This window comes from Huintestinicola sp. (genome assembly GCF_051882455.1).
Taxonomy (GTDB): domain Bacteria; phylum Bacillota; class Clostridia; order Oscillospirales; family Ruminococcaceae; genus Huintestinicola.
The window spans coordinates 37,947-64,426 of sequence record NZ_JBJERV010000062.1 but is presented as its reverse complement, the minus strand read 5'-3'; the positions used below and the strand labels follow the sequence as shown (position 1 = coordinate 64,426).

Here is a 26,480-nt window from a genome sequence, read left to right as displayed (position 1 = left end):
TTGTACAGTATTAACATCGGGTTTTTGTGCAGATATACAAAGTTTGATTTTATAGAAAATACGTTTCAATATGTATTGACATTTTGGCACAGATGTGCTATAATTATCCTGTCAGCCCTTGCCGTCCTTTTTCTCCTTCGCAAGCTTCATTACCTCAACATAGATAGCCGCCACCACCGAATACATCTCGGGGGGTATGCCCTGCCCTACGTCAAGCATTGTAAGCACTGCCGCCGCGCTGTCGTCCCTGTAGATGGGAACGCCGCTTTCGTCCGCAAGGGAGATTATCCTTTCGGCAGCATGACCGTGTCCTGCGGCGACCACGATGGGGCTGTAGTCCTTCTCGGGATTGTATTTGAGCGCCACCGCCGCACTTTTTTTAATATCAGACTTTGACATTCAGTCCACCCCTTTGACTGCCAAGCTTCGGAAATACCCGGTCCAGAGACCTTTTTTCTTTAAGCCCCTCCACAAGTGCGGCGGAAACGTGATAGCCGTTTGCCTCCGCTATCTTCGGGATAGTCTCCCTGATGGGCGCAAAGGTGCTCTCAAGCTTTTCGGGACATAGCAGCATTACCGTCATGTTCCTGTCCTGCTCGTATATCTCAAGCTCGAAATAGCCTGTGTCCTCGATATCAAAGCAGAGAAGCATATGCGAGCCCCCTTCGCCGCCGCTGCGGGAGCCTTTTTTCTTATTCTCGATAAGCTCCTCCGCTTTCGGGTCCACCCAAAGCTCCCCGAAGGCTCTTATGCCGAATGCATCAAGGGGAACGAACTGGTGGAGCAGGGGCGTGAATACCCCCGGAGCTGTCAGCATATTCTGCACCATATCGCTTTTCGTGGCTCCCGAAAGGGAATGGAGGATACTGCTGTTTATATTCTTTGAAAGGAAATCCGTCAGGGTCTCCATTGAGGTGGCGGCGGATATTTTGTATTCGCCGCTCTGAGCCATTTCTCCCAGGGCGGTGTTAAGTCCCTGGGCAAGGCTTATCATTTTTTCGCTGCTCTCGCTGTCGATATTCTCAAGGATAACATTCAGGCGGTCGATAAGCGCGTCAAGGTCCTTTGTGGCTTCAAGCTCGTCAAATACGGTCTGAAGAGCGTTTCTCATTGCGGGAGTGTTGGGGATAACGGCTCCCAGAAGCTTTCGGACGGCTTCGTCTCCCTCGGTAAAATCCACCGTTGAAAGCACCCTTGTAAGGGTATCCTCGGGGATACGGGCTGCCATATGCTTCGCTCCCGCCGCAAGGAGATTTACCGCAGAACGCAGTCCTGCTTCATGGGAAGCGGTCTCGGGGCTTATGAGCGCTGCCTGCTTCGCTTCGGGGGGAAGATACTCGTTGTCCTTTATATAGCTGTCGAAAAGCTTTTCCAGATTTTCTGCCGGGGAAAAATTCTTGTCCAGTCCCATTTTTTCCATTGCTTCGGGAGAGATGTTCAGGCTCTCGGTCATCATCAGCAGAGAGTCGAAGCTTTCCCTAAGAGCCTCGGGATCGTCGTTATAGCGGGACATATTATGGACGATGAGGGGAAGAAGATTTTTCGTATTGTCATTTAAAAGGAGGCTGTGCTCGGTAAAGCCCAGGAGCTTCAATAAGGTGGGCTTCAAGGAGGCGAAATTTGCAGCTGCATCAGGTCCCGAAAGGGCTTTTGAGGCTGCTGCCAGCTCATCGGAAACTGCCTTGCTGGGCGCCGCTTCCAGAGAGAGGAACTTGAAATTTGCGGAGAGCGACCTGAGTATCTCGTCCTTTGAGGAAACATTTGCCGCCGCTTTTGCAAAATCTGCCACTGCGGCTTTCAGCTCCTCCGCTCCCATAAATCCGTCTTTGGCGGAAAAGTCAACAATGTCCTTTAAAACGCTCCAGAGCTTATCTCCGAAAATAGTGGCGTTTTTCTGCTGAGCTGCCATATCTGCGGCAAGATTTGAGGGATTTAGCATCACCTCGGCGGCAAATTCCGTAAGCTTGCTGAGAGCTTCTGCGTCTCCGCTCTCCTTCACAAGGTTAAGCGCTTCCGTTGAGATAAGCTCCTTGGCGGCATTTAAGGCTGAGGAGGGATTTTTTACAGCGTCCGCCGAGGAACGCATGAGCACTCCGCTGCCTTCGTCCTTCAGGTTGCGCTCGGCATTCTCCCCGCCTCGGTCATTGGTCTTTACCACCTGCATCTGATTGCCCAGGTCGAAAACCTGTCCCGTGGGGTTCTGCCGCACATCATTCTGACGGTTCTGGTTATTGTTCTGGGCATAGTCTCTCGGGGCGGTGGGCGTGGTTATCTGGATAAGCTCGGACACTGTTTATCCCCCCTTTCGGATATAAATAATTACTCAGCTTAATTTTATCACATTTTAATCACATTTTTCAACGTTTACAGGGTCTCTTTTTTTATTTTTGTTAAAAATAACCTAAAATCGCCCCGATTTTTTTCAAGTCTTATAAATATTATCTTTAAAAATACGCTTGTAGTTAATGAATTTTTATAGTATAATATAAGTGTATAGTTTTGCCGACCCGCATATCCCTGCGATCGGACAAACGTTTTTCGGAATAATGCAGCTTGCCGTTTATATAACGGTCTGCCGTTATACTATATTTATTTAAAATCTCTGCGGACAGGGTTTTGCGCTGCCGAGGCAGGCATTCCCCACAGAAAGGACGGTATACATAATGGCTCGGTTTGAAGCAGGTATGGAATCAATGGTGGATATGTACATATTTGAAACCACTTCGCTCCTGGAGCAGCTTGACCAGATCTTAATGAAAACTGAAAACGAAAACAGCTTCGGTGAAGAGGAGATCAACGAGATCTTCCGCATAATGCACACCATCAAAGGCTCCTCGGCTATGATGGGACTTGACAATATGTCCCACCTTGCTCACGCTATCGAGGATATGTTCTACATCGTAAGAGAGGACAAGCCTGTCATTTCCGATATGCGCTCTCTGTACGACCTGGTTTTCACCGCTTCCGACCTCCTCAAGGCGGAGATAGACCTGGTACAGGACGAGGACAGCGAGCCTACGGATTTCAGCGAGCAGATGACTAAGATAAAGGATTTTGCGGCTATGCTCAAAAACGGCGGCGCTGCGGCTCCTTCGGCTCCCTCCGCTCCCGCGGCTCCCGCACAGGCTGCCGCTCCCGAAAAGGCTGCTCCTGCGGCTGACCCCGGAGAAATGATAACCGTTACCATGGGCGGCGGCGACAACAGCACCACCGTTAAGGTGACCTTTGAAGAGGACTGCAAGATGGAAAATCTCCGCGCTCTTCTGGTCATCAACAACATCAGGAATGAATGCTCTATGCTCAAATTTGAGCCCGAGGATATCGAGGATAATTCCGACACTGCCAAGGTAATTGTGGAAAACGGCTTTATCATTCATTTCACTCCTGCCCAGACCACTGCCGAGGACATCATCAGCCTTATCTCAAGCACTATGAACGTCAAGACCTGCGAGGTGCTTTCCATGGGCGGTCAAAAGACCGCCGAGGTCCCTGCATACACGCTCACTACCGCAAAGGTGGAGTTTGTGGAGGACTGCAAGATGGAAAATCTCCGCGCTCTCCTTGTTATTAACAACATTCGCGAGGAGTGCGACGAGCTGGCTTTCGTTCCTTCGGATATCGAAACAAATCAGTCCACCGCCCAAACTATCAGGGACAACGGTTTTATCGTTCATTTCAAGTCGGGCTACGGTGATGACGCTATACTTAAAATTATCGGCGAGACTGCCAACGTTGCAAGCGTTACCGTTCTGAAAAACGGTTCCGATACGCCTCCCGCTGCGGCTGCGGCTCCCGCACCCGCTCAGACTGCCGCTCCCAAGGCGGAGGAAAAGACTGCTCCCGCTCCTCAGGCGGAGGCTAAGCCTGCTCCCAAGTCCGAAGCCAAGCCCGCAGAGAAAAAGCCTGCGGAAAACAAGTCCTCGGGCGGCGCAAAGCAGTCCCTTATCAGCGTAAATCTTTACAAGCTCGACCAGCTCCTGGATATGGTTGGCGAGATAGTTATAACCGAGGCTATGGTCACCTCCAACCCCGACCTCAAGGGTCTGAGACTGGATAATTTCCAGAAGGCTGCAAGACAGCTCCGAAAACTCAATTCCGAGCTTCAGGATATAGTTATGTCTATCCGAATGGTCCCCATTTCGGGCGCATTCAACAAGATGACCCGTATCGTCCGCGATATGAAGGTAAAGCTTAACAAGGACGTTGACCTTATTTTCGAGGGTGAGGAGACCGAGGTGGACAAGTCCATCATCGACAATCTGAACGACCCCCTTATGCACATGGTCAGAAACTCCATGGACCACGGCATCGAGGAAACTGCCGACGAGCGAATCGCCGCAGGCAAGAACCCCAAGGGCAGGATCACCCTTTCCGCATACAGCTCCTCCGGTGAGGTAGTTATCGTGGTAGCCGATGACGGCATGGGCATGAACCCCGAAAAGCTCCTTGACAAGGCCGAAAGAAACGGCATTCTCACAAAGCCCCGTTCCGAATACACCGAAAAGGAAGCTCTTAACCTCATCATGCTCCCCGGCTTCTCCACCAACGAGACCGTTACCGAATATTCCGGCAGAGGCGTTGGTATGGACGTTGTGCGCCAGAACATCGAAAAGTGCGGCGGCACCGTTTCCGTTGAATCAAAGCTGGGTGAGGGTACAAGCTTCATTATAAAGATCCCCCTCTCACTGTCTATCGTGGACGGAATGGAAGTCTCCGTCGGAAACTCCATTTTCACCATTCCCATCAGCTACATCAAGGAATCCTTCAAGCTGAGACCTAACCAGATACTCAGAGACACCGACGGCAGGGAAATGATAATGATAAGAGGCGAATGCTATCCCCTTATCCGCCTTTACGAGCTTTATGACTTAGACGGCGCTCAGACCGACCTCTATTCGGGCATAATCATCCTTGCGGAGTCCGACGGAAAGTGCGCCTGCCTCCTTGCCGACGAGCTTATCGGCGAACAGCAGGTCGTTGTAAAGCCTTTCCCGCCCCTGCTCAACAACTTCAATGTCAAGCAGAACGGTATGTCGGGCTGCTCCATTCTGGGCGACGGCTCCATTACCATCATTCTTGACATAAGCAACATCATTTCGGAATTTTAAGCTCGGGGAGGTTTAAGCTATGAGCAATATCACCAAGGAAGCAAACAAGGATTTCGTTTCCGCAGGCGGCGAGGTGCTTCTCTTCACCATCGACGATGTGGTATACGGAATTGAGATAAAGTACATCAACGAGATAATCGGCATCGAACAGATAACCGTTGTTCCCAAGGTACCCGATTATATCAAGGGCATCATAAATCTCCGCGGCAAGACCGTGCCCATTATCAGCGTGAGAAAGCGCTTCGGCAAGGAAGAGATACCCTACGACGAGCGCACCTGCATCATCGTTCTCGAGTTTGACGGAAGCAATCAGGCAGGCATTATCGTTGACAGGGTGAGAGAGGTCACTACGGCAAAGCCCGAAGAGATCTGCGCCACACCCGCAAACAAGAATGTCAACGCCAACCACTATATCAAAAATATTATCGAAAATTCCGAGGGGATCAAGCTCCTCCTTAACTGCGAAAAGCTTGTTATGGAGCAGTAATGCCCCTTTCGGAAGAAAATCGGCTTTGGAACTTGCGTCCGTTATTTCCTGACGCAATCTCATCTCCCGGGAAAGGACAGGGTCAAAGATACAATGCTGAAGCTTACTGATAATGATTTTCTTCGCCTTGTAGAATTTATTAAAACAAACTACGGCATAAATCTGGAGAAAAAGCGGGTGCTTATCGAGGGACGGCTTACGGGGATCGTTTCCTCAAGCGGCTTCGATAATTTCACCGACTACATCAACTACGCCCTCAGCGACAGCAGCGGAAAGGAAACTATCCGCCTGGTGAACAAGCTCACCACCAATCACACCTTCTTTATGCGTGAGCCTGAGCATTTCAAATTCCTTGAAAGCACCGTGCTGCCCTATATTGAGTCATCGGTAAGGGACAAGGACGCCCGTATATGGTGCGCCGCCTCCTCCACAGGGCAGGAGCCGTACACCATAGCTATGACCATTGACGAATACTTCGGCGGAAGGAAGGCTGACTGGGACACTACTATCCTCGCCACCGACCTTGATACCGATGTTCTCCGCACCGCCAAGGCAGGCATTTACTCCAAGGAAATGCTGGAGGGTCTGCCGTCAAAGTGGGTGGATAATTACTTCAAACGCATCGACAGCGACAATTATCAGGTAATCGACAGGATAAGAAGTGAAGTGGTTTTCAAAAAGTTCAACCTTATGGATCCCATCGTCTGCAAGAAGCCCTTCGACCTCATAAGCTGCCGGAATGTTATGATCTATTTCGACGCCCAGACCAAAAACGCCCTTATCGAGCGATTTTACGATGTTACCAAAAAAGGCGGCTACCTTTTCATAGGTCACGCCGAAAACGTTTCGAGAGACACAAGATATTCATACATAAAGCCCGCCATATACAGACGGGAAAAGTAAAATTTACAGGCAGCGAGGTATAGCAAAGCAATGATCAAGGTTCTCATAGTAGATGACTCTATGGTATTTTCGGAGCTGCTGAAAAAAAAGCTGTCGGAATACAGCGGCATTAAAATAGTCGGAACTGCCTCAGATCCCTACCAGGCAAGAGACAAGATACTTGAGCTTGAGCCCGACATTATGACGCTTGATATCGAAATGCCCCGAATGGACGGTGTGAAATTCTTAAAAAGACTTCTCCCGCAGTACCCATTGCCCGTTATCATGATATCCTCACGGGAGGACAGGGCTGAGGAAGCGGTCAAGGCAGGCGCTGCGTCATTCCGCGTAAAGCCCGACGCCTCCGACCCTGCAAAGGTAAACGGATTTATCCGCGACGTTGCTTCGGATATCTCAAAGATATGCACAAGAAATTCCTCCTCCTTCCACGCAGACCTGCCCAGAAGCGGCGCTGCGGCGGAAAAGCCCGCCAAACCCACCGAGTATAACCAAAACGGCATTGAGATAGTCGCTCTCGGCGCCTCTACAGGCGGCACCGACGCTCTCGAAAAGGTCATTCTGGGACTTCCCGATGACTGCCCCCCTATCATCATAACCCAGCATATGCCCCCCGTTTTCACCAAAATGTACGCCGAGCGCCTGAACCGCAGCTCTTCACTGGCGGTTTTTGAAGCGTCGGACGGAATGAGGCTGAAAAAGGGTATGTGCGTTATCGCTGCGGGCGGCTTCCATATGGAGCTTCACAAGGACTCCAAGGGATATTACATTTCCAGCAAGGAGGGCGAAAAGGTCTCGGGTCACTGCCCGTCGGTGGACGTTATGTTCACAAGCGTTGCAAAATGCGCAGGCAAGGCTGCCGCTGCGGCTATCCTTACGGGAATGGGCGCTGACGGTGCAAAAGGGCTCCTGCTTATCCGTCAGGCAGGCGGATATACGGTAGGTCAGAACAAGGAGACCTGCGTGGTCTATGGTATGCCCATGGAGGCTTATAAATTAGGCGCAGTCTGCGATGAGGCTCCCCTTGAGGAGATAAGCAGCCTGCTTAAAAAGAAAATGAACTATCCCGAAAGGAGCTGAGCTTTGTGGAGGAAGAAAAATACCTGACCTTCGAGCTGTCGGGGCAGACCTTCGCAATTGAAATAAGCTGTGTAAAGGAAATACTCAACGGCTGCGGAAGCATTTCCCCCGTTCCCGAGTTTCCCGAGTACGGCAAGGGCGTTATAAATCTCAGAGGGGATATCGTCCCCATTATCGATATGAGAGTTCGTTTCCATCAGCCCCCTATGGAGGTCACCGACAAGATATGCATTATCGTGACCGAGTCAAAGGGCAGCGCAAAGTCCGATTACCTGGGCTATGTTGTGGATACGGTTTGCGCTGTGGTGGATTTCGACACGAGTGAGATATCCCCCGCCCCTTCCATTTCAGGCTCCACAGGAAAATATATCAAGGGAGTCTACAAGGCTGACGGCAAGATCATTATGATAATCGAGCCCGAGCTGCTGCTTACCGAATCAATGATAGAAGCTATCGGAGATTATATGGACGGCGTTCAATAAAAGTTTACGGCGGAGCATTGCGCTCCGCTTTTTACTTTATGTAGATATTATCATTATTATACTTATTGTATAAAAATAAATCCTATTATATAAAAAAGATTTCCAAAAGCACTTAATTTTTATTATCTCCCTGCCGATATATATAGTAGAGCATTGGGATAACTATGTAAATTCACAAAAAGAAAGGCGGAGATCTTATGGAAATAAAGAATTACACATCGGCGATCAATGCATACAGATACGCAAGCGAATCCGCTTCAAAGCCCCCCGTCGGCAAGACTCAGAAGGGCAAAGGAAGAAATACCGACAAGGCTGAATTTTCAGCATCGGCAAGAGCAAGCTTCTCCGATACTCTGAAAACCGCCGCAAAGGCAGCCGCAGACAGCTCAGCTTCCGCCGAGAGACTTGCCGAGCTTTCGGCAAAGATCGCTGACGGCAGCTACCGCGTATCCTCCGAGGATATCGCTGACTCTATACTCGGGCTGTAAGGTACGGCAAATCCCCTCGTGAAAGGAATGGAGCTTATGGATTACAATGCGCTGATAGCCTTCTTCGATGAGTATAACGCTCATTTCAGAAGCTTTCTAAAATTTGAATATTCCAAGATGGATATGCTGAACAAGGGCGATATCGAGGAGCTTTCCGCTTCTCTGTCAACAGAGCAGGCGTTCATTATGAAAAGCAATTCTCTGGAAAAGCAGCGCCTTGCTATTCTGGGAGATAACAACACAAAGACCTTTGAGCAGATAGTAAGCGAGGCTCCCGCGGAATACAAGTCCCGTCTTGACGAGCAGCGCATCTCCCTTTCCGAGATGATATACAAGATAAAGGAACTGAACGACACCGCCAACATCATCGTATCCGAAAGGCTGAAAAAGATCCGCAGCACTGTGGGCGAGCTTGATACGTACAACGGCAGGGGCGCTGTAAAAAAAGAAAGCGCCGCAGGTTCGACCATACTTACAAACGCTTGATGAAAGGAAGATATAAAAATGGCTTCATCATTTTTCGGACTTTATGTGCAGAGAGACGGTCTCCAGCTTGCACAGAAGGGCCTTGATATAACAGGACACAACATCACAAATCTAAAGACCGAGGGCTACACCAGACAGCGCCTGGATCTCGTATCCGTTGCAAACACCGCCGGCTCCCTGGGCTACAACACTCAGGTAAATCTCGCAGGCAAGGGCGCTGACGCTGTGGGCGTTACTCAGATAAGAGATAAGCTCCTTGATACAAAGGTGAGAAGATACAGCTCAGAGCTTTGCGATACAGGTGCAAAGACCACCATTCTTGCGGATATCGAGGATATCCTCGATGATGTCGAGAACCAGGACGCAGGTCTTTCCGCCGTTTTCGGAAATTTCAAGGCTGCATTCCAGTCCTTCTCCGCCACAGGCGCGGACAGACAGGACCTCTCCACCGTTGCTATGAACGCTGCCGACTCGGTCATCAACGTTATCAAGAATTTCGATATGAGGCTCAACGATGTGGAGATCTCCACAAGAGAGGACATTCTCGTCACCAACGACAGAGTGAATGCCATTCTCAAGCAGCTGGCTTCCCTTAACAAGCAGATGAAGGACGCCTATGTCCAGATGGACAACGTTTATGCCACCAGAGACGGCTATCAGGCAGAAATTGAGTACGGTCCCCTGGAGCTGAAGGACACCTTCAACAAGCTCTGCGACGAGCTGGCACAGTATGTGAACATCAACGTTGAGCAGCAGGCTGACGGCAGCTATGATGTATACTTCGGAGATGTCGCTCTCGTTAAGAATGACGCATATGCCAAGACCGACGTCATCTTCTCGGACGAACAGCAGGAAAGAAACGATTTTGCCGAGCTTCACATAAGCACCCTTAACTCCGATAAGGGCTGGACAAAGTGCGAGCGTGAGATAACCCCGAAAATAGCGGAAAATATCGAACTCGCCGAAAAGATCAAGACCCTTAACTCCTATATCTACAGCGGCAAGGTCAAGCAGGCGTGCGAGCTGGAAAAGGAGATAATCGACGAAGCGGGAGACGCTTACAGCCCCATCTTCACAAACAATATGACCGAGGAACAGCTCAAAACAGCTCCCTCCTACGCAATTACCGTCACCGAGGAGACCGACAAGCTCACAGGCGGCTCTGTAAGCGGTCTTTTCGATATGTACAACGGCAAGGGCTGCTATGCCAAGGTCGAGGAGAACGGCTACAACGGCATCAAGTATTATCAGGAGACCATAAGAGCCTTCGCAAATAAAGTAGTAGAGGCATTCAACTCCCTTTATGATGATTATAACAACACTCCCGAAGAGATCGCAAAGCAGAACACCGCAGCTGACAAGGCAGAGGAAAAGTTCAGAGCCGATGTTACCTCCAAATATATGGCGGATAACGGCGTTGCCAACGAGGCTGACCTTACTGCGGAACAATCCGCCGAGATCGACGCTCTGATAAACGAGAGCCTTGCCGATGTCCGCAAAAAGGGCGCTGAAGATGCTAAATTCAAATTGTTCGAATTTGAGGACGGCGCCACCGAGGACGGCAGCATTGCAAATATGAAGGTAGCAGAGTCCTGGAAAAACAACGTTCTCCGCTGCGTTCACCCCGCTGTTGACGCAGACGGCAATCTGGATTATAATTACGATGAGCTCGACAATGCCTACATCAACAAGATACTCTCCGCTTTCGAGGGCAAGTACAAGTTCGGCAACGAACCCGATGAATATACCTTTGAAGGCTTTATCCAGTATTACGGTCAGACCATCGGCGGCGACCTTGAGTATGAGCTGGGCAGCTTTGACTCCACCAATATTATGCTCAAGAGCGTTTCAGACGCAAGAGACGAGGTAATGGGCGTAAGCATGGACGAAGAGGGCGTGAATATGATGAACTACCAGAAGTGGTACAACGCCATTTCCCGAATGATATCCGCCCTTGACGAGTGCCTTGACAAGCTGATAAACGGCACAGGAAAAGTGGGACTTTGATAAAATAAGGAGCTGATTTCCAATGAGAGTTACAAATAATGCGTTCAGCGGAGCGTTTTTGAACAGCTATAACAGTCTGCTTTCAAACTATCTGAAATCCCAGACCAAGATACTCACCCAGAGAAAATACAACCGCGCCAGCGAGGACTCCCCCTCTGCGGCAAAGGCTGCTCACGTAAGAAAATCCCTTGAAAATCTGGATATCTACGACGAAAACCTCAAGACTGCAAAGGACTTTTTCTACGCAGCAGAGGACGCTCTTTACGATATCGCAGACAAGACCTACCTTAACATTAAGGCAAAGATAGTATCCGTTCAGGATACTATGGACCAAACCGAGCTTGACGCCATTGCTCTCGAGCTTGAGCAGCAGGCTGAGCATATTGTCCAGGATATGAACACCGACTTCGCCACAAGGCAGATGTTCGGCTCCGCAAGCAATGACAAGACCCCCTTCACCGTTTATTCCAGAGTCGAGATAACAATGCCCGACGGCACGACCAAGAACTTCGGAAGCGAGTTCGATGCCGACGGCAATGTAATAAGCGACAATGTTACTTCCGATGATATGATATATTACAGCGAACCCGACAAAAACTCCGAGCTTCCCGCCAAAATAGTCTGCTACAACGATGTACCCGTAAACCTCATGGGAGAGGACCTCAAAAATGCAGTAAACGGCAGCACTATCAAGTATTATGACGATAAGGGCAAGCTTGTGGCTGAAAAGACCATCAAATGCCCCTCCGAAAGCGGCGGAGCAGACGGTTTCCCGGGAACAACCCCCATTTATGTGGATATCGGACTTGGCGTGAAGTATGACGAAAACGGCGTAATAAACCCCGCCACCGCACTGGATATGAGCCTCAACGGCGCTCAGATAACAGGCTGCGGCACCGATAAGGACAATGACTCCCTCAATCTTATCCAGCTTGTATATGACGCTGCGGCAGCTCTGAGAAAGGGCGATATCACTTCCGTCAACCGCTATATCGACAAGCTTGACGAGGCAAACTCCAAGGTGCTCGACGCCATCACCACCTTAGGCGTAAAGCAGAACAATATGCAGATGTACATCGACCGCAACGACGTCTACCGCATAAGCCTCTCCGAAAAGCAGAACACCCTGGAGGGCGTGGACATTGAGGAAGAGATCACCAATATGAAATCCATCGAAGCGGCATACAACGCTTCCCTTTCCCTCGGTTCGGGAATTATCCCCAAGAGCATTTTCGATTTTGTATAATACTAAAACTGAAAGAAGGAGGACGAAGCTATGGATCAGCTTCTTAACATCACATCTATCCCCATAAATGTGGAAATTAACGTTACCCGCGCGGAGCTGAAGCTTGACACTCCCGCTCCAACCGTCCAGATCTCCAAAAGCCCCGGCGGAATGCAGATAACCGCAGATCCCATCAAGGTGCATATCGACAACACCGCCGCAAGGGAAAGCCTCGGCTACGGTCACAAAAATATCGACACCTTTGCCAAGGACGAGGCAGAAAAGGGCATAAGGGTGGCATATCAGGCGATAGCCAACATCGTAAATGACGGCAACGCCCTGGGCAATTTCGAAGCCACACCCGCCTCCATCGCCGCCTCCAAGGCAAGCAGGACAATGGAGACAATAATGGAATTTCTCCCCAAGGAAGGCCCCGACATAAGCTGGTCGGGCAATACCCTCAGCATAAACTACAAGGCAGAGCAGCTTAATATGGACTGGAATACAAGCCCCACAGCACAGCTTGAGTTCGTCCCGGGAACCGTTGAGTTTATCGTGAACCAGCGCCCCAAGGTAGAGATCGAATATACGGGCGAGCCGATCTACTTCCCAAGAAGCGCCGCTCCGGGATATGAGGAATGATTATGAACGAAACTATCAGCAGAATAACTGTAAAAACCAGGGATTTTGACGAGATCGAGATCTCGCCTTCCGAAATAATAACCTTCCCCCAGGGAATATTCGCCTTTGAGGAATATAAGGATTATATCCTCATCTCCCCCTTAGGCAGCGGAAAATGCCCCGTCTGGCTCCAGAGCACCGAAAATCCCAATCTTTGCTTTATCCTCTTCGACCCGCTTGAGTTCTGCGCCGACTATCAGGTAACGGTAGCCGATGAGGACGTGGCGGTCCTTGAGATGGAGGACGACAGAGACGCAAAATTCTACGTTATCTCCGTTATCCCCGAGAATAATATGGACGCCACCGTAAACCTCAAAAGTCCCATCATCATCAATACAAAAAACAATAAAGCGGCGCAGGTCATAGCCGCCGACGATTACCCCATAAAATTCCCCGTATTCGCCAAAAATAAGGAGGACTAAATTATGCTGATAATTACCCGAAAAACGGGCGAGGGGATACATATCGGCGATGACGTTGTGGTAAACGTGGTCGAAGCGGGCAAGGATAAGGTCAGGCTGGCAATAAGCGCTCCCAAGGACGTTAAGATAATCCGCTCGGAAATGTTCGAGTCCAGAGGCTTTAACGTTCAGGCGGCGGTAAATAAGGTCTCCGCCGACTTTATGAACAAGTTTCTTACCGATACCCCCACTCAGCTCAATGAGATAAAATAAATCGAAACATCATTTTGAAAGGACGGTCATTCATATGGCAACAACACACGAAATAACCAGAATGACAGGTCTCGCCTCGGGTCTCGATATCGAGTCCTTAGTAAAGGCAGGCGTTGCCAATACCAAAAATTCCCTTGATACAAGAAAGCAGAAGCTCCAGACTCTCCAGTGGAAGCAGGAGGCTTACAGAAACATAATAACCGCAATGTCCGATTTTAAGAAAAAGTATCTTAATATCGAGTCCTCTTCCTCTGTCAGAGCCAATGCGGTAATGAAATCCAACAAGGCAGTTTCATCGGACGATTCCCTCATCGTGGCAGCCTCCACAAGCGCAGTGGCAGGAAATTATTCCATCACCTCCGTAAAAACAGCAAAGGCAGCCACACTTTCGGGAACAAAAGCCTCCGCAGGTACTGTCGAGCTTGATTTTTCAAAAGCCTCTGAAGGCAGCAACACCGTTACCGTAACTCTTGACGGCTCCGCAAGGAACATAACCTTCGAGGGCGGCGCAAATGCCAAGGATAACTTCCTCACCGCATTAAACGAATCCTTCGGAAAAATAAGCGCTGCAAAATTCTCCTTCAAGGACGGCACCAACAAGCTCACCATCGAAAATGCCGCAGACGATAAGGTCTCCCATATCTTCACCGTAGGCTACAACGACGCTGTGGGACTTAAAAACGATGCGTCCAATATGATATCCTCCACCTCCGCACTTGGCAGCCTTGACTTTGCCAGGGAGCTTTCGGGTGATAAATTCGAATTTTCCATAAACGGCGAAAGCTTCTCCTTTGACAGAAACACCACCGTCAAGGACATGATGAACACCATAAACAAGTCAGACGCTGGCGTAACTATGAGCTTCAATGCTCTGAGCCAGTCCTTCGAGCTTAAAACCAACCAGACAGGCGCAGGCAAGGAGCTTAAGATCTGCCAGACAGGCGGCAATCTTCTCAACTCCCTTTTCAATCTGGGCGATGAGCTTGGAATAGCTCCCACCGCTGCCACCGGTCTTACCGACAAGAACATCAACGACAGCATCACAAGCTTTGACTTCACCGCCTCCGAGACCGGCTTTGCTTCGGGTGACAGTATCACCATAAACGGAAAGACCTTAGCGGTAACAGGCCTCACTCAGAAGCAGAACACCGAAAAGATAACCGTGAACGACAGCGAAATAAGCGCAAAGCTCTATACCGACGCTGACGGCAATCAGATATACCGCTACACTCAGGACGGCAGCACGATCTATGCAAAGAAGGACGCCGACGATAAGTTCGAGACCGTTATGACCGTGTCCGCCGAGGGCGTGGTAAACGTGGGCGGCAGCGACCTTGAGGACGTTACCGAAGAAGATCAGCTCAGTGCAATGGGCATTGAGAAGGACTATAAGAAATACACAAGCGATGAAATAGCCGACGCTCTGAACGATGCATACAAGGCTTCCTTCCCCGACGGAAGCGGCACCTTCTCGGTCGAGGTATCCGCCGATACAGGCGCAAGGATAACCTTCACTCCCGCAGAGGACGAAGCTGTATCCGTTGAGGCTTCGGGCAGCATCGCCGTTGACGGAGCTTCCTCAAACTATACCGAGACCGCCTATTCAGGTGACCGCGTCATTGCCGATACGGATAATTTGACCATGACCGTAAACGGCACTGCTGTCAATATAGCAGGCACAGGCGATGATGGAAAGGTAACAATAAATGACCTTGTAAATTCGGGATATTTTGCATACGACGCTGACAATGGCGTATTATCCGTAACAGGAAAGAACACTCTTGAATTTGAAGGCGAGAGCGGAGAAGCCATCAAAAAGCTTTTCGGCACAACTACCCTCAGCGGCGTGGATAACGCAGGCGACCTGGACATCAGAGGCTCCAACGCACAGATAACCATCAACGGCATTACTCTCGAAAGCGCCTCAAACAGCTTTGCAGTCCAGGGAACCACCTTCAGCATAAACGATGTCAAGGAGTTTACCGAGGACGATATCAGAAACGGCAATGCCGAAGAGATAACCGTCAATGTTTCTAAGGATACAAGCAGGATAAAGGACACTATCGTACAGTTTGTAGAAGCCTATAACGAACTGCTCGACAAGGTCAATGACCAGCTCAATACCAAGCGTCCCAAGAGCAAGGGCGAATACTACGATCCCCTTACCGACGACCAGAAGGAGGAAATGGACACCGACGAGATAGAGAAGTGGGAAGAGCAGGCAAAAACAGGTCTCCTCTACCACGACAGCACTCTTTCCAAGGTGTTCACTCAGATACGTCAGGCTGTGGGCGGTGCAAACGTGAACGGAATGACCATTCAGGCTCTCGGTATCGACACCTCCACCGATTATACCGAGTACGGCAAGCTTATAATCAAGGACGAAAGTGCTCTTGACGCAGCTATTGAGAAGTACGGCGACGAGATCGCAAATTTCTTCACCGATTCCAAGAACGGTCTGGGAACAGTTCTGAATAACGCAATAAATGCCGCTATCGACACCAACACCAACAAAAACGGCTATGCAAAGGGAACCCTCACCGCAATGGCAGGTGTGGCAAATACCCGTTCGGACAGCAAAAATCTGATATACAACCAGATAACAAGTCTCCAGAGCCTTATCGACAGATTAAACGACAGATACGAAAAGGAGCAGGAGAGGCTGTGGAACAGATATTCCACTCTTGAGTCCTACATCTCCACAATGAACAATCAGTCCTCTTCCCTCTTCGGCACAAGCACAACAGGCTGATAATACGGATTTCCAAACAGAGTCCTGCTCTGAGCGAAAAGCTCGGAGCAGCGCTCCCCAGAAAGGATAATCATAAAAATGAACCCCTATCAGAAATATATGCAGCAATCGGTCACCACAATGACCCCTGCCCAGCTTCTCATCGCCCTCTATGACAAGGCTATCACCGAGATAAACAAGGCGATAATCTTCATTGAGGACAAGGACATTCTCAAGGCGCACAATTCCATAATGCGTGCAAGCGATATCATTGACGCCTTAGACGCGCATCTCAAGGTGAAATACGAGATATCCGACAATCTGGCGGCTCTGTATCAGTATTTCCGCGAGAAGCTTGTTCAGGCGAATGTGAAAAAGGACACCGAGATACTCAAGGAGATCCTCCCGATGATAACCGAGATAAGAGACGCATTTTTCGAGGCAAGCAAACAAGTAAAATAAGGGAGGTCAGCCTATGGACCCGAGGCTTTTAGGGCTGGTGGACAAAAAGATCGAGCAGCTAAGGCACTATAATGACATCACCTCCAGAATAATTTACGAGGACATCGACGGAGTAGGCGACCTCATCAGACAGCGTCAGGACATCGTGACCGCCGTAGACGGCATCTCAATGGAAATGCGCAGCCTGATAAACTCCCAGTCCATCGAGCGCAAGGACACTATAAACGCCCTCCTTTCCTTCCGGGAGATAGAGGGACTGTCAGGCTCTATGCTGGAGCTGTCGAAAAAGATCGAAGAGCTGAAAGAGCTTACCGACACCATCAAGAAAAACGACAGGCTCGCCATCGAGCGGCTTGAAAATCTGCGGGACGAGACCTACGCCGAAATGACCCGTACCGCCAAAAGCAAAAAGGTGGTAAACTATTTCGGTGCCACCGCCGTAGACGTAAACAAGGGCAGCAAGCTTAATTCCGCCCACTGAGCGGGTGACGGCGGGTGTCGGCGGGTGTCGGCGGGTGTCGGCGGGTGTCGACCCGCGGCGAGGTCGCGCTGTAAGTTCGTGCAAAACAGCAGCTTTGTCTCCGCGCCGACAGGTGCAATTACAGCCCCTATAAACGATCCGATAATAATATTATAGCAAAACATTTGTTCATTGTCAATATGCAATCAGCACAAATATTCTGTAGAATGTTTGTGCTGATTGCATTTTTTATACTAAAGATTAGTATTATACATTATTACCATATAAATATAATTTACAAACAGAAAAATATACACGATATTATGTCGTATATACTTGACATAATGTAATCTATGTGCTATAATATAGTTACAGTTAAGAAAAGGCAGGCGATAAAATGGCAAAAAACCTGAAGCTAAAATCCGCACGAGCGGCACTGGATATGTCTCAGCAGCAGCTTGCCGAGACAGTGGGAGTCTCAAGGCAGACAATAAACGCCATTGAAAAGGGTGACTACAACCCCACATTAAAGCTTTGCATCGATATATGCAAGGCGCTCGGAAAAACACTTGATGAATTATTTTGGGGAAATGAGGAGTAAACCATGAGCAATAAAAAAGAAAAACTATTTGACCCTGCTTCAATAGGAATTGAGCCGCAGGAAACCGCAGGCGATCTTATCAGTGATAAGGGACTTGACGAAATGCAGAAGGCAGAATCGTACAAGCTTACCTTCGGGATTTTTAAGACCTCATTCTGGATATGGATTATTATATCCATGGCAATGATGGCAACTGCCGAGTTGGGAGATAACACTAATGTCCCGCTGTCGGTATTTGGCATAATAATTGAGCTTATTGATATGACTATGTACATTTTCTATGCGGCAAAGACCTCTTCAAAGGGACTGATGCGTGAAAAATTTGCGAAAGCATGGGGCAAAAAAGGCATAATTATCTTATATCTGGCACTTGGTATCATGTATATGTCATGGTTCTATTCAATGAGCATTTTTTTCAGGCTTTATATCGGACTGGTCTATATTAGCTTTTGCATCGTGGGATTGTACGCTATAAGAAACAATAAGGTCGTTGAGAAATTGAACAGTGAGGAATAAAAACACAGCCGCTCCCGTCACAAAAAAACGGAAGCGGCTGTATGCATTTATATCATCTGTTTATCTGTCACCAAGCTTAACATAGCTCTTTTCCTTGCTTACGCTCTTGTAAGCGGGACGAATGATCCTCTTGCCGGTCATAGCCTCCTCAAAGCGGTGAGCGCACCAGCCTGCCATACGGGAGGTAGCAAACAAAGGCGTGTACAGGTCCTCGGGAATGCCCAGCATCTTGTAAACAAAGCCGCTGTACATATCCACATTTGCGCACATATTCTTGTCGTTGCCTCTCACAGTCTTGAAAAGCTCGGGAGTGAGGCGCTCAATGGTCTCAAGGAGCCTGTATTCGGGCTCAAATTCACTGCCTATCGCCATCTTCTCCGCATTCTTCTTGAGGATAACTGCTCTGGGGTCGGAAAGGGTGTACACAGCGTGACCCATGCCGTAAATAAGACCGCTGCCGTCACCCGCTTCCTTTTTCAGTATCTTTGTAAGGAAATCAGCCACCTCGCCCTCGTTGTCCCAGTGCTGAACGTTGTCCATTACGCAGCGCTGCATCTCAAGTACCTTGTGGTTTGCGCCGCCGTGACGGGGACCCTTGAGTGAGCCGATAGCTGCGGAATAAGCCGCATAGGGGTCTGTGCCCGAAGATGTGAGCACACGGCAGGTAAAGGTGGAGTTGTTTCCGCCGCCGTGCTCTGCGTGGAGCATGAGCATAATGTCAAGGAGCTTTGCCTCCTCGTCGGTGTACTGCCTGTCGGGGCGAAGCAGTGAAAGAATGGTCTCGGCGGTGGACAGACCGGGGATAAGTGGGTGCATGAACATAGTGCCGTGATTGTAATATCTCTGCTTAACATTGTAAGCGTCAACCATAATTACGGGCATCTTTGCGATGATGGAGACAGCCGTATCCACCTCATGCTTTGCCCCCGTATCATCGGGACAGTCATCATATGAATAAAGCGCCAGCACCGAACGGGACATCTTGTTCATAATGTTCTTGGAAGGAGCCTTGAGGATCATATCCTCAAAAAATCCGTCGGGAAGCTCTCTGTTTTCATCAAGGAGCCTGCGGAAATTCTCAAGCTCAGAGCTGTCGGGAAGCTTGCCCCCCAGGAGAAGATATGCTATCTCCTCATAGCCGAAGCGGTTTTCAGCCACAACGTTCTCCACAAGGTCATTGATATTGTAGCCTCTGAATACAAGCTTTCCCTCGTCGGGGGATTTTTCGCCCTCGTTGAGCACATATCCGTGAACGTTGCATATGTTGGTAACGCCTGCCATAACGCCCGAGCCGTCGGGGTTCCTGAGTCCCCTCTTAACGCTGAATTTATCGTAATATTTAGGGTCTATCCTGTTGTTATCCGTATAGGCAGCATAGAGCTTATCCATATTTTATCATTCCTTTCAAAGGCTTTATAGACAAAATGTGCAGCGGACTTATACCCTCTGCACATCATTGTACAAATCCATATAAACGAGGGGTTACTCCTGAGGCAGCACGAACATATCGTAGATAGCTCTTGTGGCAGTCTCGAAGTCCTCCTCCTCAACTCCGATGATGATGTTGAGCTCGGAGGAGCCCTGGTCTATCATCTTAACGTTTACTCTTGCATGAGCAAGGGCGCTGAACAGTCTGCCCGCGGTACCTCTTGCCTTTCTCATGCTCCGTCCCACAACGGCGATAAGAGCAAGATTATTTTCTATCTCAAGCTTGTCGGGGTGGCAGCGGAAGTTTATCTCGTCAATGATAGCCTTCTCCTTGCCGATAAGCGCCTCGGAATTTACCACAATGCTCATTGTGTCGATACCCGAAGGCATATGCTCGAAGCAGAGACCGTTTTTCTCAAGCACTCTGAGAACGTTTCTGCCGAAGCCCAGCTCGGCGTTCATCATATCCTTTTCTATCTGGATAACTGAGAAGCCCTTCTTGCCTGCGATACCCGTAATGGTGTACTTTGATGTCTCCGCAGTCTCGGCAACGATGAAGGTGCCTCTGTCCTCGGGGTGGTTGGTGTTCTTGATGTTGATGGGGATACCCGCTTTTCTTACGGGGAATATAGCGTCCTCGTGAAGAACTCCCGCGCCCATATAAGCAAGCTCTCTCAGCTCTCTGTAGGTGATGGTTGTGATAGGCTGGGGGTTATCGATAATTCTCGGGTCGCAGATAAGGAAGCCGCTTACGTCGGTCCAGTTCTCGTAGATAACGGCATTCACCGCATTGGCAACGATAGAGCCTGTAACGTCCGAGCCGCCTCTTGAGAAGGTCTTGATGGTATCGTTGGGCATTGAGCCGTAGAAACCGGGGATAACTGCGTGAGCGGAGGAAGCAAGTCTCGGAGCCAGCAGGGAGCGTGTTGTCTCAAGGTCAAATGTGCCCTTCTCGTCAAAACGGATATATCCCGCAGGGTCGATAAAATCAAAGCCTAAGAATTTCGCCAGAACGATGGAGTTCAGGTATTCGCCGCGGCTTGCGGCATAGTCTCTTCCTGCGCGGTGAGCAAAGGCATTCTTGATGTTTGCAAACTCGTCTGCTAAGGAAAGCTCGATGCCAAGCTCGTTTATGATAGAGTTGAAGCGCTCTTCGATCGCCGCAAACTCCTTGTCGAAATCTTCTCCCTTAACGGCAAGCTCGTAGCAGCCGTAAAGCATATCGGTGACCTTCGTATCACCGTTGAAGCGCTTTCCGGGGGCGGAGGCAACAACAAATCTTCTTGCGGGGTCGGAAAGAACGATATCCGCAACCTTGCGGAACTGTCCTGCGTCGGCAAGAGAGCTTCCGCCGAACTTGACAACCTTGGTGTTTTCCATAATACTATCTTCTCCATTTTATGAATATATATAAGGGGTGCCATAATAAGGCTCGTTCCCTTTATCGTATAAATATTACATATAATATGCGACTATTACATTATATCCTATTTTTCTCCTTCGGTCAATTGCCATATAAGACAAATTTTTCTCCCCTGCTCCTTGTCCTTTTGGGGAATACTGCTGTATTCGTGAGACGGACACATTTTCACATATCGCCCTTAATTATTTGCCCACAAAAAAATATATTGACACGCCTTGAATTATGCGCTATAATAATATATAAGCATAGTTGTGCGTATTTATGCATTATCACTTTTATGCAATGAATTTACGCTATATAATAATATAAATAAGGTGGAATAAAAAGAATGGGAATTTTAGACGGACTTTTCGGAAACTACAGCAAGAGAGAGCTTAAAAAGATCGACCCTATCAAGCAGAAGGTCCTGGACCTTGACGAGGAGTACACAAAGCTCAGCGAAAAAGAACTGAAAGCAAAGACCCCCGAATTTAAGGAAAGGCTCGCAAACGGCGAGACCCTTGACGATATCCTCCCCGAGGCACTTGCCACCGTTAGAGAAGCGGCATACAGAGTTCTTGGCAAGAAGCCCTATCCCGTGCAGATAATCGGTGCCATCGTTCTTCATCAGGGCAGAATTGCCGAGATGAGAACAGGTGAAGGTAAGACCCTCGTTGCCTGCTGTGCCTCCTATCTCAACGCTCTCGAAGGCAAGGGCGTTCACGTTGTAACGGTAAATGACTACCTTGCAAAATCCCAGTCCGAGGAAATGGGCAAGGTCTACAGATACTTAGGTCTCACCATCGGCTGCATACTCCACGACCTGACCAATGACGAGCGCCGCGAAGCCTACAGCTGCGACATCACCTACGGTACCAACAACGAATTCGGCTTCGACTACCTCCGTGACAATATGGTCATCTACAAGAGTGAAAAGGTACAGAGAGAATTTAATTTTGCCATCGTGGACGAGGTGGACTCTATCCTTATCGATGAAGCCAGAACTCCTCTTATCATCTCGGGCAGAGGCGACAAGTCCACCGAGTGGTATACCCTTGCGGATAAATTCGCAAAGAGCTTAAAGCCCTTTGTAGTTGCGGAAATGGACACCAAGACCGACCAGGAGGAAATTGCCGAGGACTGCGACTACATCATCGACGAAAAGGCAAAGACCGCCACCATCACCCGTCAGGGCGTTAAGAAGGCGGAGAAATACTTTAACGTGGTAAACCTCTACGACGCAGAGAACTCCACCCTTCTCCACCACGTAAATCAGGCTCTCAAGGCAAACGGCGTAATGAAAAAGGATATCGACTACGTTGTAAACGAGGGCGAGATAGTTATCGTTGACGAATTTACAGGCCGTCTGATGATGGGCCGCCGCTATAATGACGGTCTCCACCAGGCTATTGAGGCAAAGGAGGGCGTAAAGGTAGCCCACGAGTCCAAGACCCTTGCCTCCATCACCTTCCAGAACTTCTTCCGTCTCTACCACAAGCTGTCGGGTATGACAGGTACGGCTATGACCGAGGAGGACGAGTTCAGGGAAATTTACAAGCTGGACGTTATCGAGATACCCACAAACCGTCCCGTTCAGCGTATCGACCACCCCGATGTGGTATACAAGACCGAGAACGCAAAGTTCAAGGCTGTTATCGACAGAATTGTGGAGTGCCACGAAAAGGGTCAGCCTGTTCTGGTCGGTACCATTTCCATCGAAAAATCCGAGATACTTTCCAAAATGCTCTCCAAGAGGGGCATCAAGCATAACGTGCTGAATGCAAAGCAGCACGCAAAGGAAGCCGAGATAGTTGCACAGGCAGGTCAGCTGGGAGCCGTTACCATCGCCACCAATATGGCAGGACGAGGCACCGATATCCTCCTTGGCGGTAACGCCGAGTTCCTTGCAAAGGCTGATATGAAGCGCGCAGGCATGGAGGACGAGCTTATCAGCGAGGCTATAAGCTATGCCGACACCGATGACGAGGAAATTCTTGCGGCACGTGAGGAGTACAAGAAGCTCTACGCAAAGCACCTGGAGCAGATAAAGGGTCAGGCGGACAAGGTAAGAGCCGCAGGCGGTCTTTACATTCTGGGTACCGAGCGCCACGAGTCCAGACGTATCGACAATCAGCTCCGCGGACGTGCGGGCCGTCAGGGCGACGAGGGCGAAAGCTGCTTCTTCCTCTCCCTTGAGGACGATCTCATGAGACTGTTCGGCGGCGAGCGTCTCCAGATGATGATGACAAATATGAACATAGACGAGGATATGCCCATCGAGTCCAAAATGCTCTCAAAGGTCATCGAGTCCTCCCAGAAGAAGGTGGAGGGCAGAAACTTCGCCATCAGAAAGAACGTCCTCAACTACGACGACGTTATGTCCACCCAGAGAGCTATCATTTACGAGCAGAGAGCCAAGGTATTAAACGGCGAGGATATCCACGAATATATCCAGAAGATGATAAAGGACTGGGTAACCGACGGCGTGAACCTCTATATAATCGACAATACCGTCCAGGACGAGTGGAACCTGACCGGACTGAGAGAGCATTTTGCAGGTCTCCTTACCACTCCCGACGATTTCCACTACACTCCCGAGGAGCTGGGCAGCCTTACCAAGGAAAAGCTTATCGATATGCTCACCGAAAGAGCAAATGCATATTACGAGAAGCGCGAAAAGGATATGGGCAGCGATATGCTCAGAGAGCTTGAGAGAGTTATCCTCCTCAAGGTAGTTGACCTCAAGTGGATGGCTCATATCGACGATATGGAGGAGCTGAGAAGAGGTATCGGTCTCAGAGCCTTCGGTCAGAAGAACCCCGTTGTTGAATACCGCTATGAGGGCTTCGAGATGTTCGACGCAATGATCGAGTCTATCCGCGAGGACACCGTAAGACTGCTCTTTACCATTCAGGTAAAGGGCAACGAGGAGCCTAAGAGAGAAAGAGTTGCACAGCCTATGGAAACTCAGGGCGACGGCAGCTATTCAAACGAGCCCAGACGCGTCAAGAAGGTCGGCAGAAACGATCCCTGCCCCTGCGGCAGCGGCAAGAAATACAAGAACTGCTGCGGACGTGACCTCAAGTAATAGATGGGTGTGAGGGTATGACAAGGGTGATACCGAGACGAAAAAAGCATATTATTCCTTTGACCGTTATCGGCATTATCCTTTTCGTTGTACTTTTGCCCTTTACCGAATATTTTGGGTACGGGCTTATTGACCCCTACGGCTGCTCAGGCTGCGAGCGAGGGACTGCAAATTCCAACGCAAAGCTTGTCTATACAAATTTTGCCACATATATGACAAAATGCGAAGTAAAGAAAAACGTCATTATTTCGGACGGAGTTTACAGCGGCAGTCTGGCATACTCCACCTGGGAGGAAAGCAATTATCGGAATTATTACGAATACGCTCTCCTTGACGGCTTGGAGGAAGATATTGTAAAATTTCTCCGCTGTCTGATGGGCGGCACGGAAAAATCGGGAAATTATGGATACTTCTGTGTAATTGTAAAGGACGGCAAGGTTTCCGAAAGCCGTTTCAGCGTAAGCAGGAGACTTCTTAAAGGAACCGAATGCGGAGGCATATATACAAGAAAAGAGGAAAAGCAATGCTTATAAATGAAGTAAAAAACGAGCTTTTAAACCACATCATCCCATTCTGGGACGCTCTCAGAGACGATGAATACGGCGGCTTTTACGGTCAGATGGACAACGAACTCAACCTTGACAAAAAGGGCGGCAAGGGCGTTATCCTCAATTCAAGAATACTCTGGTTCTATTCCTCCTGCTACCGCACAGTAGGCGGCGAAAAGAACCTTGACAATGCCCGCCACGCCTATGAGTTCCTGAGAGACAAGTGCGTAGACAGGGAAAACGGCGGCGTTTACTGGATGATGAACTACGACGGCACCGTTATGGACAGCATGAAGCACACCTATAATCAGGCGTTCGCTATCTATGCCCTGTCCACCTATTACCTTGCCTGCAAGGATAAAGCGGCTCTCGACCTTGCATTTGAGCTTTTCGAGACTGTGGAGAAAAAATGCACCGACGATGTGGCATATATGGAAGCCTTTGACATAAACTGGCAGCTCATTGAGAATGACGCTCTCAGCGAAAACGGACTTATGGCTGACAAGACCATGAACACTGTCCTCCACCTTATCGAGGGCTACACCGTTCTTTTCGAAGCAAGCGGCGATGAAAGAGTCAAGGCAAGGCTCAGATTCCTCCTTGACATCAGCGAAAAGAAGATATTCGACAGCGAAAATAACAAGCTTCTGGTGTTCTTCGACAGGGAGCTGAACGTTATCGGCGATATCCATTCCTACGGTCACGATATCGAAGCAAGCTGGCTCATTGACCGCGCCTGCGACGTTCTGGGCGAAAAGGAGTACATAGATAAATGGGCAGGGATCGATCTGCGCATTTCGGAAAATATCCTTGATATCGCATATGAGAACAACTCCCTTAACAACGAGCGGGACAAGACTGAGATAGATAAGAAGCGCGTTTGGTGGGTGCAGGCAGAGTCTGTTGTGGGCTTTGTGAATGCATATCAGCACAGCGGCGATAAGAAGTTCCTTGAGGCTGCGGCAAATATCTGGGGCTGGATAAGAGATGTTCAGATAGATAAGCGTCCGGGCGGCGAATGGTGGGCTGAGGTGGATTATAACGGCAAGCCAATGCCTAAGTTCACAATGGTAAACGAGTGGAAATGCCCTTACCACAACGGCAGAATGTGTATTGAAATAATTAACAGGGGTATCGACGCTTAAATTCAGCTTGAAAGGGGACGGCTAAAATGCTGGTAAACGCTAACGAGGAAATTGTAAAACAGAGACTGCCCGAGCTATTAAAGGAATACGACTGCTGCAAATGCGAAAAATGCGTGTGCGATATGATGGCAATAGCTCTCAACAACATCAAGCCCGCATATGTAAATACTGCGGAGGGAATGCTGTTTAAAAGGATAAACAGTATGCTCCCCCAGAAAAATGCGGATATCGACATCGAAATACTCAAGGCGATAAACCTTGTCAGCGCTCACCCCAAGCATACCGAAGATGAATAAAAGATATAATATTGTAATATCCTACAAATCTGATATAGATTTTTGTAGGATATTACAATATTGCCAATATGCCTATTGACAAATTAAAATTCGGGTGGTATACTGAATTTACAATTTAATATGAATAAAATCCTATGAACAAAAGCAAGTAGCATTTGTGACGGCATTACAGAGAGTCGGTCATT

The 26,480-nt window shown here is 49.1% G+C and carries 25 protein-coding genes; 21 read left to right on the top strand and 4 right to left on the bottom strand.

The features are described 5' to 3' along the window. Nucleotides 1-111: 111 nt before the first annotated feature. Both ACI4J0_RS08150 and ACI4J0_RS08145 read right to left on the bottom strand, forming a co-directional pair. Nucleotides 112-399: an EscU/YscU/HrcU family type III secretion system export apparatus switch protein gene (locus ACI4J0_RS08150; protein WP_439765316.1), complete on the bottom strand. Its 288-nt coding sequence runs from the start codon at nucleotides 397-399 to the stop codon at nucleotides 112-114. Then, nucleotides 386-2,290 carry a hypothetical protein gene (locus tag ACI4J0_RS08145; protein WP_439765315.1) on the bottom strand — a complete coding sequence of 635 codons (1,905 nt, stop codon included), beginning with the start codon at nucleotides 2,288-2,290 and terminating at the stop codon, nucleotides 386-388. The genes ACI4J0_RS08150 and ACI4J0_RS08145 overlap by 14 nt, the downstream gene beginning before the upstream one ends. A 373-nt stretch (nucleotides 2,291-2,663) precedes the next feature. Here ACI4J0_RS08145 and ACI4J0_RS08140 point away from each other — a divergent pair, with 373 nt between their 5' ends. From ACI4J0_RS08140 to ACI4J0_RS08060, 17 genes are all read left to right on the top strand, one after another. After that, a complete protein-coding gene (locus ACI4J0_RS08140; protein ID WP_439765314.1) occupies nucleotides 2,664-5,108 on the top strand; it encodes a chemotaxis protein CheW in 2,445 nt (814 codons plus the stop codon). Between the two features lie 19 nt (nucleotides 5,109-5,127). Then, nucleotides 5,128-5,595, top strand: coding sequence for a chemotaxis protein CheW (locus ACI4J0_RS08135; RefSeq protein ID WP_439765313.1), 468 nt, complete (start codon nucleotides 5,128-5,130; stop codon nucleotides 5,593-5,595). Nucleotides 5,596-5,688: 93 nt separating this feature from the next. Continuing rightward, complete coding sequence (locus tag ACI4J0_RS08130; protein WP_439765312.1) at nucleotides 5,689-6,498, top strand: CheR family methyltransferase; 810 nt, start codon at nucleotides 5,689-5,691, stop codon at nucleotides 6,496-6,498. 30 nt (nucleotides 6,499-6,528) lie between these two features. After that, entirely contained in the window at nucleotides 6,529-7,575 is a 1,047-nt protein-coding gene (gene cheB / locus ACI4J0_RS08125; protein WP_439765311.1) for a chemotaxis-specific protein-glutamate methyltransferase CheB, read from the top strand. Between the two features lie 5 nt (nucleotides 7,576-7,580). Further along, nucleotides 7,581-8,057 carry a chemotaxis protein CheW gene (locus tag ACI4J0_RS08120; protein WP_439765310.1) on the top strand — a complete coding sequence of 159 codons (477 nt, stop codon included), beginning with the start codon at nucleotides 7,581-7,583 and terminating at the stop codon, nucleotides 8,055-8,057. Nucleotides 8,058-8,254: 197 nt separating this feature from the next. Next, the gene (locus ACI4J0_RS08115) at nucleotides 8,255-8,545 is read left to right on the top strand and encodes a flagellar biosynthesis anti-sigma factor FlgM (RefSeq protein ID WP_439765309.1); all 291 of its coding nucleotides are present in this window, start codon (nucleotides 8,255-8,257) and stop codon (nucleotides 8,543-8,545) included. Nucleotides 8,546-8,572: 27 nt separating this feature from the next. Then, complete coding sequence (flgN, locus tag ACI4J0_RS08110) at nucleotides 8,573-9,031, top strand: flagellar export chaperone FlgN (protein WP_439765308.1); 459 nt, start codon at nucleotides 8,573-8,575, stop codon at nucleotides 9,029-9,031. Between the two features lie 18 nt (nucleotides 9,032-9,049). Further along, nucleotides 9,050-11,038, top strand: coding sequence for a flagellar hook-associated protein FlgK (locus tag ACI4J0_RS08105; RefSeq protein WP_439765307.1), 1,989 nt, complete (start codon nucleotides 9,050-9,052; stop codon nucleotides 11,036-11,038). A 22-nt stretch (nucleotides 11,039-11,060) separates the two neighbouring features. Beyond that, complete coding sequence (locus ACI4J0_RS08100; RefSeq protein ID WP_439765306.1) at nucleotides 11,061-12,284, top strand: flagellin; 1,224 nt, start codon at nucleotides 11,061-11,063, stop codon at nucleotides 12,282-12,284. Nucleotides 12,285-12,314: 30 nt separating this feature from the next. Further along, complete coding sequence (locus tag ACI4J0_RS08095) at nucleotides 12,315-12,905, top strand: DUF6470 family protein (RefSeq protein ID WP_439765305.1); 591 nt, start codon at nucleotides 12,315-12,317, stop codon at nucleotides 12,903-12,905. Nucleotides 12,906-12,907: 2 nt separating this feature from the next. Then, entirely contained in the window at nucleotides 12,908-13,366 is a 459-nt protein-coding gene (gene fliW / locus ACI4J0_RS08090; RefSeq protein WP_439765304.1) for a flagellar assembly protein FliW, read from the top strand. Between the two features lie 3 nt (nucleotides 13,367-13,369). After that, nucleotides 13,370-13,618 (top strand): carbon storage regulator, encoded by a 249-nt coding sequence (locus tag ACI4J0_RS08085; protein ID WP_439765303.1) that lies wholly within the window; start codon nucleotides 13,370-13,372, stop codon nucleotides 13,616-13,618. Between the two features lie 34 nt (nucleotides 13,619-13,652). Continuing rightward, on the top strand, nucleotides 13,653-16,370 hold the full coding sequence (gene fliD / locus ACI4J0_RS08080) for a flagellar filament capping protein FliD (RefSeq protein WP_439765302.1): 2,718 nt from the start codon (nucleotides 13,653-13,655) through the stop codon (nucleotides 16,368-16,370). 78 nt (nucleotides 16,371-16,448) lie between these two features. Next, complete coding sequence (fliS, locus tag ACI4J0_RS08075) at nucleotides 16,449-16,811, top strand: flagellar export chaperone FliS (protein ID WP_439765301.1); 363 nt, start codon at nucleotides 16,449-16,451, stop codon at nucleotides 16,809-16,811. 13 nt (nucleotides 16,812-16,824) lie between these two features. Next, nucleotides 16,825-17,292 (top strand): hypothetical protein, encoded by a 468-nt coding sequence (locus ACI4J0_RS08070; RefSeq protein WP_439765300.1) that lies wholly within the window; start codon nucleotides 16,825-16,827, stop codon nucleotides 17,290-17,292. A gap of 376 nt (nucleotides 17,293-17,668) precedes the next feature. After that, nucleotides 17,669-17,872 (top strand): helix-turn-helix transcriptional regulator, encoded by a 204-nt coding sequence (locus tag ACI4J0_RS08065; protein WP_439765299.1) that lies wholly within the window; start codon nucleotides 17,669-17,671, stop codon nucleotides 17,870-17,872. Between the two features lie 3 nt (nucleotides 17,873-17,875). Further along, on the top strand, nucleotides 17,876-18,388 hold the full coding sequence (locus ACI4J0_RS08060) for a hypothetical protein (RefSeq protein WP_439765298.1): 513 nt from the start codon (nucleotides 17,876-17,878) through the stop codon (nucleotides 18,386-18,388). 60 nt (nucleotides 18,389-18,448) lie between these two features. On the opposite strand, the gene ACI4J0_RS08055 is transcribed toward ACI4J0_RS08060, so the two are convergent. Both ACI4J0_RS08055 and ACI4J0_RS08050 read right to left on the bottom strand, forming a co-directional pair. Further along, on the bottom strand, nucleotides 18,449-19,777 hold the full coding sequence (locus tag ACI4J0_RS08055) for a citrate/2-methylcitrate synthase (RefSeq protein WP_439765297.1): 1,329 nt from the start codon (nucleotides 19,775-19,777) through the stop codon (nucleotides 18,449-18,451). A gap of 93 nt (nucleotides 19,778-19,870) precedes the next feature. Next, nucleotides 19,871-21,196, bottom strand: a complete 1,326-nt coding sequence (locus ACI4J0_RS08050) for an aspartate kinase (protein WP_439765296.1) — start codon at nucleotides 21,194-21,196, stop codon at nucleotides 19,871-19,873. A 371-nt stretch (nucleotides 21,197-21,567) separates the two neighbouring features. Here ACI4J0_RS08050 and secA point away from each other — a divergent pair, with 371 nt between their 5' ends. From secA to ACI4J0_RS08030, 4 genes are read left to right on the top strand one after another with little or no spacing between them, the layout of a single operon-like run. Beyond that, nucleotides 21,568-24,306, top strand: coding sequence for a preprotein translocase subunit SecA (secA, locus tag ACI4J0_RS08045; RefSeq protein WP_439765295.1), 2,739 nt, complete (start codon nucleotides 21,568-21,570; stop codon nucleotides 24,304-24,306). A gap of 17 nt (nucleotides 24,307-24,323) precedes the next feature. Next, complete coding sequence (locus tag ACI4J0_RS08040; protein ID WP_439765294.1) at nucleotides 24,324-24,839, top strand: hypothetical protein; 516 nt, start codon at nucleotides 24,324-24,326, stop codon at nucleotides 24,837-24,839. Continuing rightward, on the top strand, nucleotides 24,830-25,999 hold the full coding sequence (locus ACI4J0_RS08035) for an AGE family epimerase/isomerase (protein WP_439765293.1): 1,170 nt from the start codon (nucleotides 24,830-24,832) through the stop codon (nucleotides 25,997-25,999). Before ACI4J0_RS08040 ends, ACI4J0_RS08035 begins: the two co-directional genes overlap by 10 nt. A 26-nt stretch (nucleotides 26,000-26,025) precedes the next feature. Next, complete coding sequence (locus tag ACI4J0_RS08030) at nucleotides 26,026-26,295, top strand: late competence development ComFB family protein (RefSeq protein WP_439765292.1); 270 nt, start codon at nucleotides 26,026-26,028, stop codon at nucleotides 26,293-26,295. Nucleotides 26,296-26,480: the final 185 nt, after the last annotated feature.

Excerpts from the sequence above, each read along its gene's own strand:
- cheB (WP_439765311.1), top strand. The coding sequence starts at position 6,529 with ATGATCAAGGTTCTCATAGTAGATGACTCTATGGTATTTTCGGAGCTG.
- ACI4J0_RS08135 (WP_439765313.1), top strand. The coding sequence starts at position 5,128 with ATGAGCAATATCACCAAGGAAGCAAACAAGGATTTCGTTTCCGCAGGC.
- secA (WP_439765295.1), top strand. The coding sequence starts at position 21,568 with ATGGGAATTTTAGACGGACTTTTCGGAAACTACAGCAAGAGAGAGCTT.
- ACI4J0_RS08050 (WP_439765296.1), bottom strand. The coding sequence starts at position 21,196 with ATGGAAAACACCAAGGTTGTCAAGTTCGGCGGAAGCTCTCTTGCCGAC.
- flgN (WP_439765308.1), top strand. The coding sequence starts at position 8,573 with ATGGAGCTTATGGATTACAATGCGCTGATAGCCTTCTTCGATGAGTAT.
- fliD (WP_439765302.1), top strand. The coding sequence starts at position 13,653 with ATGGCAACAACACACGAAATAACCAGAATGACAGGTCTCGCCTCGGGT.
- ACI4J0_RS08095 (WP_439765305.1), top strand. The coding sequence starts at position 12,315 with ATGGATCAGCTTCTTAACATCACATCTATCCCCATAAATGTGGAAATT.
- ACI4J0_RS08115 (WP_439765309.1), top strand. The coding sequence starts at position 8,255 with ATGGAAATAAAGAATTACACATCGGCGATCAATGCATACAGATACGCA.
- ACI4J0_RS08130 (WP_439765312.1), top strand. The coding sequence starts at position 5,689 with ATGCTGAAGCTTACTGATAATGATTTTCTTCGCCTTGTAGAATTTATT.
- fliS (WP_439765301.1), top strand. The coding sequence starts at position 16,449 with ATGAACCCCTATCAGAAATATATGCAGCAATCGGTCACCACAATGACC.
- ACI4J0_RS08100 (WP_439765306.1), top strand. The coding sequence starts at position 11,061 with ATGAGAGTTACAAATAATGCGTTCAGCGGAGCGTTTTTGAACAGCTAT.
- ACI4J0_RS08065 (WP_439765299.1), top strand. The coding sequence starts at position 17,669 with ATGGCAAAAAACCTGAAGCTAAAATCCGCACGAGCGGCACTGGATATG.
- ACI4J0_RS08085 (WP_439765303.1), top strand. The coding sequence starts at position 13,370 with ATGCTGATAATTACCCGAAAAACGGGCGAGGGGATACATATCGGCGAT.
- ACI4J0_RS08035 (WP_439765293.1), top strand. The coding sequence starts at position 24,830 with ATGCTTATAAATGAAGTAAAAAACGAGCTTTTAAACCACATCATCCCA.
- ACI4J0_RS08040 (WP_439765294.1), top strand. The coding sequence starts at position 24,324 with ATGACAAGGGTGATACCGAGACGAAAAAAGCATATTATTCCTTTGACC.
- fliW (WP_439765304.1), top strand. The coding sequence starts at position 12,908 with ATGAACGAAACTATCAGCAGAATAACTGTAAAAACCAGGGATTTTGAC.
- ACI4J0_RS08105 (WP_439765307.1), top strand. The coding sequence starts at position 9,050 with ATGGCTTCATCATTTTTCGGACTTTATGTGCAGAGAGACGGTCTCCAG.
- ACI4J0_RS08140 (WP_439765314.1), top strand. The coding sequence starts at position 2,664 with ATGGCTCGGTTTGAAGCAGGTATGGAATCAATGGTGGATATGTACATA.
- ACI4J0_RS08060 (WP_439765298.1), top strand. The coding sequence starts at position 17,876 with ATGAGCAATAAAAAAGAAAAACTATTTGACCCTGCTTCAATAGGAATT.
- ACI4J0_RS08150 (WP_439765316.1), bottom strand. The coding sequence starts at position 399 with ATGTCAAAGTCTGATATTAAAAAAAGTGCGGCGGTGGCGCTCAAATAC.
- ACI4J0_RS08055 (WP_439765297.1), bottom strand. The coding sequence starts at position 19,777 with ATGGATAAGCTCTATGCTGCCTATACGGATAACAACAGGATAGACCCT.
- ACI4J0_RS08030 (WP_439765292.1), top strand. The coding sequence starts at position 26,026 with ATGCTGGTAAACGCTAACGAGGAAATTGTAAAACAGAGACTGCCCGAG.
- ACI4J0_RS08070 (WP_439765300.1), top strand. The coding sequence starts at position 16,825 with ATGGACCCGAGGCTTTTAGGGCTGGTGGACAAAAAGATCGAGCAGCTA.